10 protein-coding genes and 1 tRNA gene are annotated in these 14,296 nt (G+C 42.8%); 5 read left to right on the top strand and 6 right to left on the bottom strand.

Annotated elements, in window-relative coordinates; translation table 11 throughout:
* Positions 1 to 205 precede the first annotated feature (205 nt).
* Together G3341_RS08750 and rplY are read left to right on the top strand one after the other, a co-directional pair.
* Positions 206 to 1,966 (top strand): DEAD/DEAH box helicase, encoded by a 1,761-nt coding sequence (locus G3341_RS08750; RefSeq protein ID WP_154622297.1) that lies wholly within the window; start codon positions 206 to 208, stop codon positions 1,964 to 1,966.
* Positions 1,967 to 2,129: 163 nt separating this feature from the next.
* On the top strand, positions 2,130 to 2,411 hold the full coding sequence (gene rplY / locus G3341_RS08745) for a 50S ribosomal protein L25 (RefSeq protein WP_154622298.1): 282 nt from the start codon (positions 2,130 to 2,132) through the stop codon (positions 2,409 to 2,411).
* Positions 2,412 to 2,498: 87 nt separating this feature from the next.
* Here the strand turns inward: rplY and yejK are convergent, their stop codons facing one another.
* Positions 2,499 to 3,500, bottom strand: a complete 1,002-nt coding sequence (gene yejK / locus G3341_RS08740) for a nucleoid-associated protein YejK (RefSeq protein ID WP_163861321.1) — start codon at positions 3,498 to 3,500, stop codon at positions 2,499 to 2,501.
* A gap of 242 nt (positions 3,501 to 3,742) precedes the next feature.
* Between yejK and G3341_RS08735 the strand changes: the two genes are divergently transcribed.
* From G3341_RS08735 to G3341_RS08725, 3 genes are all read left to right on the top strand, one after another.
* Entirely contained in the window at positions 3,743 to 3,970 is a 228-nt protein-coding gene (locus G3341_RS08735; RefSeq protein ID WP_154622300.1) for a YejL family protein, read from the top strand.
* A 21-nt stretch (positions 3,971 to 3,991) separates the two neighbouring features.
* On the top strand, positions 3,992 to 5,710 hold the full coding sequence (gene yejM, locus G3341_RS08730) for an LPS biosynthesis-modulating metalloenzyme YejM (RefSeq protein ID WP_163861318.1): 1,719 nt from the start codon (positions 3,992 to 3,994) through the stop codon (positions 5,708 to 5,710).
* A 72-nt stretch (positions 5,711 to 5,782) separates the two neighbouring features.
* Positions 5,783 to 5,859, top strand: a tRNA-Pro gene (locus G3341_RS08725).
* 105 nt (positions 5,860 to 5,964) lie between these two features.
* On the opposite strand, the gene G3341_RS08720 is transcribed toward G3341_RS08725, so the two are convergent.
* The 5 genes from G3341_RS08720 to G3341_RS08700 all read right to left on the bottom strand — a co-directional run bounded on the left by G3341_RS08720 (position 5,965) and on the right by G3341_RS08700 (position 14,267).
* On the bottom strand, positions 5,965 to 7,500 hold the full coding sequence (locus tag G3341_RS08720; protein WP_163861315.1) for a pyocin knob domain-containing protein: 1,536 nt from the start codon (positions 7,498 to 7,500) through the stop codon (positions 5,965 to 5,967).
* Positions 7,501 to 7,565: 65 nt separating this feature from the next.
* Positions 7,566 to 12,263, bottom strand: coding sequence for a TipJ family phage tail tip protein (gene gpJ / locus G3341_RS08715; RefSeq protein WP_163861312.1), 4,698 nt, complete (start codon positions 12,261 to 12,263; stop codon positions 7,566 to 7,568).
* Positions 12,264 to 12,265: 2 nt separating this feature from the next.
* A complete protein-coding gene (locus G3341_RS08710) occupies positions 12,266 to 12,928 on the bottom strand; it encodes a tail assembly protein (RefSeq protein ID WP_163861309.1) in 663 nt (220 codons plus the stop codon).
* Positions 12,832 to 13,560 carry a C40 family peptidase gene (locus G3341_RS08705; RefSeq protein ID WP_163861306.1) on the bottom strand — a complete coding sequence of 243 codons (729 nt, stop codon included), beginning with the start codon at positions 13,558 to 13,560 and terminating at the stop codon, positions 12,832 to 12,834. The genes G3341_RS08710 and G3341_RS08705 overlap by 97 nt, the downstream gene beginning before the upstream one ends.
* A gap of 8 nt (positions 13,561 to 13,568) precedes the next feature.
* On the bottom strand, positions 13,569 to 14,267 hold the full coding sequence (locus G3341_RS08700; RefSeq protein WP_163861302.1) for a phage minor tail protein L: 699 nt from the start codon (positions 14,265 to 14,267) through the stop codon (positions 13,569 to 13,571).
* Positions 14,268 to 14,296: the final 29 nt, after the last annotated feature.

Below are 14,296 nucleotides of genomic sequence, written 5' to 3'. Positions count from 1 at the left end.
AATAGCAACTCAACCCTATAAAGCGGCCAAGTTGTTAGAAATAAAATTGAAAGGTTATTGTGATTATGCTCACATCTTTTATTATATCAATAACTAATCACAAGTGATAGCGTCTCAAAATTATGTGGTGTTTTTAGCTCATGCCATTGTGTTAACCTAAATTTAACACTGAGAGACTCACTATTTTTAATTAATGCTGAATAATATGCCTTTTGTTCTCCGCCCCTATCAACAAGATGCTGTCGATGCGACGATTCACTACTTTCGCCAGCACACGCAACCTGCTGTTATTGTGCTACCTACAGGCGCAGGAAAAAGCCTAGTGATAGCCGAACTTGCTCGCTTAGCTCGAGGAAGAGTGCTTGTGTTAGCTCACGTCAAAGAGCTTGTTGAACAAAATCATGCTAAATATAGGGCTTATGGCCTAGAAGCGGATATTTTTGCTGCGGGTTTAAATCGTAAACAATCCCACAGCAAAGTGGTCTTTGGCAGCGTACAATCTGTCGCGCGCAACCTAGAAAGCTTTCATGACAACTTTTCACTGGTCATTATTGATGAGTGCCACCGTATTAGCGGAAATAAAAAAAGCCAATACCAACAAATTATCAATAGCCTTAGCCAATATAATCCAATGCTAAAAATTCTAGGGCTGACCGCTACGCCTTATCGACTAGGTTCAGGCTGGATTTACCAATATCATTATCATGGCATGGTCAGAGGTGATGAAAATTGCTTTTTCCGCGAATGTATTTACGAATTACCGTTACACTATATGATTAAAAATCATTTCTTAGTACCGCCTGAACGTCTCGACATGCCTGTACTGCAATATGATTTTAGCAAGGTGTCACTCAGTTCCGCGGGCATTTTCAATGAACATGAACTCAATCTTTCTATCCAAAAACAAAAACGCATTACGCCGAAGATTGTGGCTCAAATCGTTGACTATGCGACACCACGACAAGGCTGCATGATTTTTGCTGCAACTGTCGAACACGCAAAAGAGGTACTCAGCTATCTCCCCCAAAATACTGCCGCCTTAGTCACCGCAGACACACCGGCGATGGAACGTGAAGCGATTATCCAACAATTTAAAAATAAACAATTGCATTTTTTAGTTAACGTCTCCGTATTAACAACCGGTTTCGATGCCCCTCATGTGGATGTTATCGCCATTTTACGCCCTACTGAATCGGTCAGTTTATACCAACAGATTGTTGGACGTGGTTTGCGATTATCACCTAATAAATCTCAGTGTTTGATTTTAGACTACGCGGGTAATCCTCATGACTTATTTCGCCCTGAAGTTGGTTCAAGCAAACCTAATTCGAATAGTGTGCCTGTACAAGTTTTTTGTCCACTCTGTCAATTTGCGAATACTTTTTGGGGAAAATGCACAGAAGATGGCCAAATTATTGAGCACTATGGCCGCCGTTGCCAAGGTTGGGAAGAAAATGCGTTAGGACACAAGCAACAATGTGAATTTCGTTTTCGTTTTAAGCAATGCCCTCACTGTGGAGCAGAAAATGATATCGCTGCACGACGCTGTCAAAAATGTGATGAGGTGCTATCGGATCCTGACGATATGCTAAAAGCCGCATTGAAACTAAAAGATGCTTTAATTTTACGTTGTGGTGGAATGGAGATGACAACAGGTCGCGATAATAAAGGTGAATGGTTAAAAATCACCTATTATGATGAGGATGGTACTTCTGTCTCAGAACGTTTTCGCCTTCATACAACACCACAACGTCGTGCATTTGAGCATCGTTTCTTGCGTGAACACTTACGAGCGCCTGGCGTTCCTTTCAAATGGTCGTCAGCCCATGATATCGTTACCCAACAGTCCGCATTACGATACCCGCAATTTATTGTTGCTCGTAAAAAAGAAAGCTATTGGGAGATCCGCCAAAAAATATTCGATTATCAAGGACGCTTCCGCGTTGCTGACCAACTCTATTCTTGATGTTAATTAGATTATGATTGCCGTTGTAGGCATTTTCCGTTAAAATGCCGCCCGCTTGGATGTTTCGCATTAGCGTACTTCAACAACACCAAGCCAAATATCGAACCTGCTGCTGGGTCGCCTGTAGCAGGATTTTATTTTTTTCTTGTATAGAGAAATAGTAATGTTAACTATCAATGCAATTGCACGTAAAGAGCAGGGTAAGGGTGCGAGCCGCCGCCTGCGCAGAGCAAACCAGCTTCCAGCTATCGTTTACGGTGGCAACCAAGAAGCTATCTCTGTGACTCTTAGCCACGATGAAGTGATTAACCAAGAAGGTAAAGCAGAATTTTATGAAGTTCTGAACCTGGTTATCGATGGTAAAGAAACTAAAGTCAAAGTTCAGGCTGTTCAACGTCACCCGTTCAAACCAAAAGTGACGCACATTGACTTCCTGCGCGTTTAATTAAAGCCACAAGCCGAGCTTTAGAATTTATCGGGACGCCGAGTAAATAACGCCGCAATTGCGGCGTTATTTATTTTCAACATACACTTATTTTCCACCACGACGCTGTAGCTGATCACGTAAATTCGGTGGTGTACCGCGAATAGTCAGAGTGTCCGTCACTGGATCCCAAAAAATACGTTCTCCCATCAACATCGCATCAAAACTGATCGTGATTCCCCCGCCACTTCCCGAGAATTTAGTCAGCTGTTTTAATGTGCCTCTATCCGCAGGAAAACTGTCTTCTAACTGATAATCATTTTGACGGGCAAAATCACCAAAACTCTGTTCTTCTACTATTGGTAACTCATTAGACAGTGCTTGTAACTCAATTTCTTCGCCGGATTGTAACTGTTCCGTACAATATGCATGCACTTGCTGACGATAAGCTTGACGTGTGTTCTTATCCATTTGCGCATTATCGCAAAAATCATCGAGCGCCTGCACTAGCCCTTTATTCTGTACTTTTGCATTCAAACCTTCTGACGCAGCCAAGAAATCCATAAAAAAATCAGATACTTTACGACCAACACGCCCTTTTAAAAAGGTCAAATAGCGTGTAGATTCGGGATTGGTTTCCCATTCCGTTAAATCGATACGAGCAACAATGTCTGCATGAGGAATATCGAGGTAATGCGTGGTCGATAAATCGAGGCTGTCGGTTACAAACATACTATCGCAACTACTGAGCACCGCGATTAATAAATATTCAACAGCAAGATAACGGTATTGGCAAAATAACACGACCCCACCTTCAGCAAAGGGATATTTAGCCAATTCATCTTTTAAACGCACGGTCATTGCTCGACTAAAGCCAAGAAATTCTTCTTCACCTTTACGCAACAGTTTCAACGCATCGGCCAGCTCGCTTTCTTCATTAAACTCACCAAAAGCTTTACTTTTTGCGCTATATACTCGGTGTAATTCTGCCATCATGTCTTGTACAACGTTATCGGTTGACAATAAAGAATCGCGCAACATGACTTCAAGTGTCTGTTCATCACGTTTAATCAACTGATGTAAAGCTATCTGGGAAATTTCCAGACTCATTGTAGGCTCCTTATTCAAGCAGAAATATTCTCGCGCGTATTCAAACACTGATACTATTTATCTGCAACCGAAACTGTCATTTGCGCCTATTTTTACACCTAAATGCTGAACTAATACTCATTCGAATAATCTTAATAAGCATTATTATCACTCAAAGATAAATTTCTTGCTAAGAAAGAAGAAAATCATCCCGCTATACGCTATCATAGGTGGGCTTTTACTAATTTAGGATGTCAGAATTTATGCCACAGTCATCTCGCTATAGCGATGAAAAAGTTGAAACTCTACTTGCTGAACTTGTCAGCGTGTTAGAAAAAAACCATACTCCTGTAGATCTCTCACTTATGGTGTTAGGCAATATGGTGACCAATCTGCTCAACACGTCAGTTGCACCAGCACAGCGTAAAATGATTGCAGACTCATTCGCCAATGCTTTACTGTCTTCTGTTAAAGATGACAAATCCCACTAAATAGATAATGAAATAAACAGTATGGTGACCCATCAGCGCTACCGTGACAAAGTCTCCCAGATGATCAGTTGGGGGCACTGGTTTGCTCTTTTCAATATCCTACTTAGTCTGGGACTAAGTAGTAGCTATCTGTTTATTTTTGATTGGCCCGACACACTTGCTGGGCGTATTTTTGCCTTCGTCAGTTGGATAGGACATTTTAGCTTCGTTGTCTTTGCTTGCTACTTACTCATCGTTTTTCCACTGACCTTTATTGTCATGTCTCAGCGGTTGCTGAGGCTAATTTGTGTTGCCCTTGCGACTGCTGGCACCACATTGTTAATCTTTGATATTCGTGTCTTTAGCCAATTTGGCCTGCATCTAACACCACAAGTATGGGATCTCGTCATTAACCCTGAACAAGGGGAAATGGCACGTGAATGGCAACTTATGTTTATTGTTATTCCGATCATCTTCTTAGTGCAAATGTTATTCGCAACTTGGAGTTGGCAAAAATTACGTAGTCTGAACCGACAAACTTTTGGTAAGCCTTTAGCTGGATTTTTCATCGCGACCTTTGTTATGTCTCATTTGATGTATGCATGGTCAGATGCCAATTTTTATCGTCCTATCACGATGCAGCGCTATAACTACCCACTGTCTCAGCCTATGACCGCCAGAAAACTCCTTGACCGATATGGACTGTTAGACTTATCCGAACATCAAAATCGTGTATTCCAGCAAGGTAGCCCTACAGCGTTAAAAGTCCAGTACCCATTGAAACCACTTAGCTACTATGACCAAGGTATAGGCTATAATTTACTGCTCATTGTGGTGGACGATTTAGGCGATAAAAAGCAGCAAGATGACATGTCATCGTTGAACGCCTTTAAAGATATGAGTACCGAGTTTACTAACCATTATACGACTGGTTTACGTAATGATACGGCCCTATTCGGCCTGTTCTACGGTATTTCCGCTAGCTACTTTGATAATATTCTGAATGAACGTAATGCTTCTGTACTCATACAGGCGTTACAACATCAAGGCTATCAATTCGGTCTGTTCTCTACCGATGGGTTTAATTCACCGCTGTTTCGTCAAGCTATCTTGGCGGATTATTCGTTGCCAGCAAAAGCAGCCGATAGCGACGCGCAGACCATTACACAATGGACGTCATGGCTGACTAATTTGAAAAATGAATCGCCTTGGTTCTCATTTTTGAACATAAAAGGCCAGCCAGGTAGTCAACAAACGGATGCCCAAATCAATCAAGTTATTGAAACATTGATACGTGATGGGCGGATGAAAAATACTATCGTGGTGATTACCGCGAATTATAATGGTGCTGAGCAATCCGAAACCACTGACTGGTTTAATCAGAAACGTTTTGCACGTGAAAAAATGCAAGTTCCATTATTTATCTATTGGCCGAATACACCTAGCCAGCAAATTGATAAGCTCACCAGTCATCAAGATGTATTGACAACAATTATGCAACGGTTGCTGCATGTCTCTAACTCCCCAGATGACTACAGCCAAGGCGAGGATTTATTCAGCCCAGAACGTAAATTCCCTTGGATCATTACTGGGGATGATAACGATGTCGTGATCACAACGGATGATGCAACCTTATATATGGATAAAAATGGTCAATTTAGTATCTATGACTTGCAGGGTAAAGAAATGAAAGACCAAAAACCGGATCTTGCTCAGCTACTAAAAATCTTTACTGAGCTTAAGCGATTTAATGAAAATTAACGTTTAAAAATCAATCAGTCGTGCAACTCAAGTCTTGCTTTAATGGGGAAAATGAGTACTATTATGGCAGTTCGGCATGTAGCGCAGCTTGGTAGCGCACCGTCATGGGGTGTCGGGGGTCGTAGGTTCAAATCCTATCATGCCGACCAATTTTTTATAGGGAAACCAACCTGTTAGGGTTGGTTTTTTTGTGGGTAAAATTTTAAAAAGGTAAAATGGCGGTAAAATGACGGTAAAATGACGACACAATTACACTATATATCATCGCCTTCCTCCACTTCCAATTCAGCCTTCTTAGCCTCTTCTTCAGCTTGCTTCTCTGCGGCTTCTTTTGCTAATCGCTCTGCTTCTGCTTGCTTGAGGTTGTAGATAGAGCTGGATGGCATGTTTACGCGAACGTCGATCCAGTGTCCGTTGGGAATATCGCAATACTCATAGTCTTCGCGCTCAACTTTAAGTAGCTTTTCTTTCTTGCCTTCTTCAGTGTCAACTTCAACAAGCTCATCTTTCAGAAACTCAGGATAAGTCATTAAACGCTCAGCTTCTTGACGCTCATTTAACTCATGCTTGCGATAGCGTGTTTCGATGATAATATCGCCATCGGGCAATACATCAAAGCTACCCCAAACTAATGGTAGATTGTTAATACCATTTGGGATGACCATGCCGCCATGAATACCACCCCAGCTAGCATCGGAATTCATACCGAGTACGCCTTTCAGCTTATAGCGACCAGTGCCGAGCTTTTCGAGTTCAACGCCTTCTGACTCTTCGTTAAGCTCAATGTGATCAGCAAAAACTTTAACAATCGGAGATGCGGCTTTTAAGTTGCCATTTGAGTCTTTTGTTGTGTTACCAGTGTTGTATTGTAAAATCCAAGGCACACTTACTGATGTACCTTGGTTGCTTATACTGCGGTAATAGATGAGCGCAGGGCTGTTATGTGCTCGATATTCTTGTAATACATTCCCTCCCCCTGTAGGTGTGACTATCAACGTTCCAGCCCGTTCGATTGGGTATTCATTTGCGATGGTAGCTTGCCCTGTATACGGCTGCATGTAAATGCCCATCTTTGTTGTTTTACCAAGATTATCACTGGCTGTTAATACTATAGGCTCTCCCACCCCGAAATCACCAACCCTCATGATATCAACGCCATTTAACGTTGCACCACCATCTTTAAGAACTAATGTTGAGCCTAGATCATCATTTGTAATAGAAAAGCCTTTGTGTGAATCAGAACCGAATCCAATGTATGCCCTGCGTTTCCCATCTGCATTTTGAAATTGCATATAATGATTTTTGTAATCACTAGTGTTTTTCAGGGTTATTGCAGCTCCATCTTTTGTGATAGTCCCTCCGGCTTTATCAAACTTCCCGTCTAGCAGTTTATCCCGCTCTGCTTCTGTGCGTGTTTTTCGAACTGTTCCATCAGGGAGTTTAATATCAATCACGCCACTTTCAGTCATGATGCGATTTTGTATATCACTGAACTGTACGTTAGATACGTTCATTGCAACAATCGCGTTTGCTGCTGCTGAAATTGAATCCATTGTTGTTGTGAAAATAACGTATTTAGCGCCAGTTTGCGACGCTGGAAGCGGAAAGTTGAGCGTTAGTTCTGTGTTCGATTGTATTGAGTGAATGCTGTTGTTGTGAACAGTGTTACCAATCTGGATTTGTAACGATTGCATTGGAAGCACAAGATTGATGTTCTCTTTCCACTTCGTGCCTGTTCCCACTAATTTTGTGCTATTTGCTGTCGCTGTGACTGTGCCGATGTTGTACATAATATTTCCTTGAAATTTGGACGTAAAAAAACCGCAATTAAGCGGCCTGTTTTGAACTGATTGAGTTACTTGAATGATGGTGCGTTGCTCTTGCATGCGAGTATAAGTGCAGGGTGGATTCTTAATGTACAATCAGAGTTATCACCGCCGCTGCCTTGGCCTGTTAATCGTATTTTGATTTCCGTATCTTTTTGCATTTTGGGTATTTTAATATAACAAGATGCAACAGCAGCCCATGTTGTATCTGGACTGTCAACAGTTGTTGTGATTACACTTTGACTCACTCCATTTGCGAATACTTCAATCTTGATTGGATAATGAATTGCTGGTGACTTATGCTCTGATGCGAAATGCATTGTTGGCAAAATCAAATCAACGTCATAGGGCATCCCACCCACATAGATGATTGATGTTTCTATGGACATATAGGATTGTTTGTAAAAATACTTTGACACCCCTTTGTATAAGACTCCTGTTGCAACATCACCAATGAATTTTTCAGCGTGGACAGTTCCTCTGAAGTCACCATCAGTTGCGTAGACCTTTCCTCTAAATGTCCCGTCATTAAACTCGGGGTTACCATTTTTAGGTATTTGCCAGCCTTTCTCTCCTTTTTTAAAGTCATTGGATTGGATGACATTGCCAATTTTAGCGTTAGTAATCGAACCATCTTGAATAAAACCAGAACCAATAAATACTTGTCCGTTAACCACGGCAAATGGAGTAACAAATTGACCATTGGCATTATTAAAAATAATAAACTCATCCGCGGCAAAAGCGATTTGTGTAACAACTTGTCCGTTTTTAACCTGCGCACTCATCATCATTTTAACATCGTAGTATTGCCCGTTATGCAATACACCCGCTTTAATGCTGAAGTAAGCGCGAGAGTTTCCTTGTTGATCTACAGAGGTTTCTGCCCGCTTCTCAATTGCTGCTTTATTCTCACCAATTTCTGATTTAATCAGCTCGTTAACTTCCGCTTGTGACTTCTCATTGTCGGATACAGTTTTCTTGAGAGTCGTAATACTTGAGTTTACATCATTGAATTGAGTTTCAATTTTCTCGAATGACTGTGCGAATGCCTGAAACTTGTCAGCTGTTACTGTATCTAAACGAGTAATTGACGCTTTAATTCTCAGTTGCTCAATTGCTTGATTTCCAACCTCCGCAGTCAACTGCATACCCATTTCAGACAGTGAGCTTTCAGCATTAACAATTGTTTGCTGCATGTTTGCAATCGTCGCTTCATTGCTTTCAAAGCGAGACTGACTCTGCTCTTTGACTTCCGTTATCGCTTTTGTGTTGCTTGCGGTTGTTTCAGTTAATTTACCAATACTGGCTTGAGTATCATCGTACTGACTTTGTTGAGTTTGCTTAATCTGAGTTGTCGTTTCTTCTAGTGTTGCGATTGACTGTGTATTGTTTGTCACAGCAGCACTAACTTTCGATAGTTCCCCTTTGTTTTTATCAATTTCATCTTTGTTCGCGTTGATGTCTTTCCCGAGTTCTGCGCGCACTTGTTCTGTGCGCTCTGACTGTGCTTTGTCTTTCTCAGCGATGGACTTACGCACATCAATAAATTCAGCTTCTGACTGATCATGTTGCGCTTTTACACTTTCAACTAATTGTGCAGTAGCTTTTTCATTTGTTGCTGTCGCTGTTGCAAGTCGAGTGACTTCTGCTTTCGTTTTCAGTAACTCTGAGTTAGTTTCATTAACTTGTGCAGTTGTCTGCATAATCGCTTCTGATACTGCAAACTCGATGTTAGTCAGTGACGTTTCAATGTTAGTAATGTAACCACGCATTTCCCCGAATTCTGCTGTCGTTGACTGCTCAAACTTCGCTTGCGCTTGTTTCAAGTCAACTGTTGCGGTTTCGACTGTAGTAACACGACCTTTGATGTCACCAACTTCTTTATTTGTCTCTCCTAATTCCGCCTTAACTTGACTAATTTGTTGAGCTGTCGCTTTCTCATAGCTCGTTTGAGTATCTTTGATATTGAGAATTTCAGCAGCGTTATAGCTTACTTCAGCACTGATTTTCTCTTGCCAGCGCGCAGCAGCTTCTCTATCAGTAACTTGCACTTGTTCAATGCGGAATATCTCAGCTTTGCGATCAGCAACTTCTTCTTTCAAGCTAAAATGTAATTCTGTACTGAACTGAGTGTTCATCATTACTGCTTCATTGACAGTACCTAGCTCGCGATCAATACCGATGATTTTCTGCTCAAAGACTGCACTGTCAATTTTCAAGTCGGCCACTTGGTCTTTGTTGAAGTCGATTTGCTCCTGCATTTTCTGGCCAGCTTCGGTAGAAAGAAAATTATCGCCAATAACTTCCAGTATTTCATCAGCGCGATCCTCTGGCTTGCCTCTAGCTTCAACAAACTGCGATTTGCCCACTGGGTTTACAGTTCTGACATAAACATAATATGTCTGGCCAGCTTTAAGCTTTCTTCCTTGAATAACCCACATCGTACCGCTACCGAGGTATTCCGCTAGATACTCAACATCATTGATATTCTGTATCTGCTTCTCGGAAAACCAAAATTCATATTGCAAGCGCAGGGCATTTTGACCGCCAACGTGAGGGATAACCCCTAGGCTAAAAAAGCCCGGCTCAACATCAATGTAAGACGGCGGTGGCGGTGGGTTAATATCAAATGATACTGATGATTGCACCCCCTTTTGCCCTTCTTTGTTTTGCGGTGACACTGACAAAATATAGTTGCCTTGGGGCAAGCCGCCTAAGCGGTAAAAGTTATCCGATGTTTTCGCGGTACCAACAATGCGATCTGCTTGGGTCAACTTAAGAAGAAAGTCAACACCACGTACAGAAGTTGATGTCGTCCAATTCGCCTCAACTTGCCAGCTTTCATTGTCGGGACTAACTTCAACTGAAAGGTTTTCAACTGGGGGTAAATACCCACCCAAAGGCGTATCAGGTAGCGGTTCGAATTTAGCCCCCTGATCAACAATCGCTTCTTTCTCTGGAACATGCTGCACCGCTGTAATCGCATAGGTGCCATCCCCATTATCAGAAACGGTCATTGCCCTAAATAGCCGTCTTGCTAAATTAGGTTGCGCTATCGCCCAAATGCCTTTAGCTCTGACCCCTTTTGGCATTTGTTCAACTTTTATCTGGCTGTCGGATAGGAAGCTTGTAATTTTAACGCGCTCCGGCTTTCCTGTGCCATTAATTACCGAGATCATAGCGGTACCAGATTTTGGTGGGGTCACTTCTCTGTCTAATGTGAATATTTTCTGAGTAGCATCAATAGCAAGCAAACGCCCACCAACTTGCTCAGAAACCCAGTCATTATCCATAATTTCAATAATATCACCGGGTAAGTGCCGTAGGCCTTCAGCGCCAACACTAAAATCAACGGTTTGAGACTCCAATCTTTCCGTGGCTAAGATCCATAAGCCATACCGGTGGGCTTGACCTCGGCTGGTACAACCAAACGCATCCACCCTTAAAACATTAGGGCCAAATTTAGCAACTAATGCATCATCAGAAACCAGCTCAATACTGGTTTTCCATCCGTTGGATGGGTCAATAAACCGCACTTCGATAATATTATGACGTGCTTTTAATGGGCTAAAACTGTAGTTAAATCGACCATTGATGACATTGGCATTTGTGTATGGCCACACTGTGTCGCTCGGGCGATCTTGAACAAATGTCATTTGCTGCCCGTTCCACACAGGCATGAGGCGCATCATTGAACAGAGATCACTGATGACGTCATGAGCTTTTCGCAAATCGGTAATGTAAGCGTTGCAGGTCGCTCGAGGCTCTTTGCCGCCAAAGCCGTCAGGCACCAACTGATCATTATGTTGAGCAATGACATAGAGAGCAAACTTGTCAATCATGGCAATATTAAGCCGCTTACCCATTCCATAGATCGGGTGGGTTAAAAGATCTCGTAGCACCCACGCCGGATTGTTCGTATATGCTGGTTTAAAAACGCCACTCCAAATACCGGAGTAAGTTCTCGTTTCAGGATCGTAATTATCAGGCACTTGAATAATGCGCCCTTTAACAAGATAGTTGCGGCGTGGGAATTGGTTACCGAATTGCTCACTCTCAAAAGTAAGCCCTGCAACCGCAGAGCCGGGATAGGTTTGAATGATATCGGTGATCTCAGTATAACTTGACCACATGGTGTTGTTTTGTAACTTATCGCTTGTACTGTCTTCCGTGATCCTGACTATGCGTACACCGAATGGCGGCGGTGGTAATTTATCAATAACAACCGCCATCAAATAAGGTGAATTACTTCTTTTTCCTCGGATAGTGACATTTTTTTCTGTCACCCAAGCGCCATTGCGTTGCACTTGAATTTGTAACTCAACAGAAGTGCCAACACGATCCCCGTTATCTTTAACTTCAACAAGTGCCTGTGTGCCAAACGTTAAACGAAGCCGGTCAATATTTCGTGATGTGATCGTGCGAGTAACGGGGGTGCTTTTTTTCACCTCTACCCCCACGGGGGTCTCACTGGATGAAGAAGCAAAGCCCTCTAACGGTGGTTGCTCCAGTGTTCCAGAAACCCATTGAGCCGTCATTCCATTAACGTTACTGTTTCCTGACTGATCAATAACGGGCGTATCATTTAAGAATACTCCCTGCAAATCACCGACCGGCCCTTCAATTGGCCCCTCACTCACAAGGTCAATAATTGATAACTTTTGTCGTGATGTTAAATCGTTTGGCGCTTCATACGGAGTATGCTGTTTGCCGCCACCCTTACCCATAATTACGTCTCCCCACTGCCGCCATGTTTACCCACATCAATATCCGTTGCTTCACCGTCATCCATAATTTCGACGCTTTGCGATATCACTCGAGAACCACACATGATTTCACCGTATGCGACCGGAACCGGCATCCCTTGTGCAACAGCGTTATCAAGATTGCTAAAATAGGTATTCCCTTTTTCTTCCTCAGATCTCGACAAGTTTTGACGCTTAGGTACAGGGGTGAGCATTTGCGCCACACCGCCTAACATCATTGCCGCCCCCGCAGACATCATCATTGTTGCAACGGTTGCCGACATCCAAGCCGGCCCCCACCAACCAAGACCGAGTATTGCAGCCCCAGCAACAAACTGAAAAACGCCGCCCGTCTTCGCTCCTTCAATACGTGGAACAATATGGATCACCGCATTTGGCTCTAGCGGCTCATAAACACGCTGATGTAATTCTTTAGGGTTAACGTCGGTGCCTGAAATGCGAATTTGGTACCAACCATCGCGAAATGCAGTTTTTAAGTGTGGGATTTGTAAGAAAAGCGCATGAAGACCTTCAGCGGCGGTACGAATATTTAAATCAAATCGCCGCCCAAATCGTTGGAGATCCCCGTAAAAGCGGATGGTTGCCAATGGCGGTAACGCCAAATTGAGTGTGTTAGTCTCTGCCATCTTTCGTTATAAACCTCACGTTTGCTGAGTTGATTGGGGACGTGGTGCAATATCATTTGATTACCCAAATAAATTGCCGCATGATTGGCGCGTGAACTGGCGTAGCAAAATAAAATTACATCACCAGGCTGAATATTTTTTTTAACTTGCTTAAACCCGTTACTTGATAAGTTGTCGAGATACAACTCTTTACCTTGTCGCCACCAATTGTCATGCCGTTCAAAGTCAGGTAATGGATAACCGGCTAGGTGATAGGCATCACGAAATAAGCCATAGCAATCATTGGTACCGTGATTAAATTCACGCCCCAGTAATCGAGGAACGCAATCAAATTTAGTAATTCGGTCATCACAAACCAGCCACCACGGCAAATCAGTTTTGATTTGATGCGCTCTATCCGCTGAACTCAAAAAAGGCACTCCGTTTGGGTGGCTATGCACAATCGCAATAACCTCGCCCTGCTGGCTAGCTTGTATGTAATCCTCAGCCGAAATAGAGAAATGACTTTCAGGAGCCGCATGTTTGTTTTCACAGGAAATGTACTGCTCTGAATTACCCTGTCTGATGATTAGGCCGCACGACTCCTGTGGCGCCATGCTTTTTGCATGTGCCAAAATGGTTTGTTCTAACATAAAAAGTCCTACTGACTGAGGCGAGATGTAGAAAGGAAGCAGCCTATTCGGCTTGTGTTATTTCTTAATTTGCAGTCAGATAGCTGCTTCCCGCATTTATCTTTTGTTGGATCCGATGTTGGGTTGCCTAGTTCATCCGCAACGGGAGCACCTTTATAGCCGCACTCTTCCGAGCGGTACGACCAAGGACATACATCAGAGAGGATAACTCGAGCTGGCAACATCGCACCATCAGTCTCGCTCGGCGTGGCGAGTTCAAATGTTGCCGTTTCTGGGTTAATCGTGGTTAATTGCTCGATGACCCAACGACTGACTGATTCTTGCGAAGGATCTGCATATTCATTACCGTTCGCAAAGTTTACCGCATCGAGAAAACGCGTATTCACTTTTCGCCGAATAACATAGCCACCCACCCCTGAATCTAAAGGACTTGCGATCCCCGTTATCAAACCAAAAACATTTGATAGTGCTATCGTCGGTCGGCTTGCGGGGCCTTTGCCGTTGAAGTTAAAGCCACTTCCCGAAATCGGATAAGGCTCATACTCTTTCCCCTGCCACACAACCGGTTTTAATAATTCGTTAGCGCCATCATGAAATCGATAGAGAATGCCGCCAATATGTGTAAAGTCTATTTCATATAAAGTTAATTCAGCGTCAGCCTCTAATTCAGTAATAGAGATAAGCAATTCAGGTGGGATATTTTGCATTTATTACTCCCATTAAAAAACCACCCGAA

Source organism: Providencia vermicola (assembly GCF_010748935.1).
In the GTDB taxonomy this organism is placed as follows: domain Bacteria; phylum Pseudomonadota; class Gammaproteobacteria; order Enterobacterales; family Enterobacteriaceae; genus Providencia; species Providencia zhejiangensis.
Note: the sequence above shows the minus strand (reverse complement) of the source record. Positions and strands in the feature narration are given on the sequence as shown.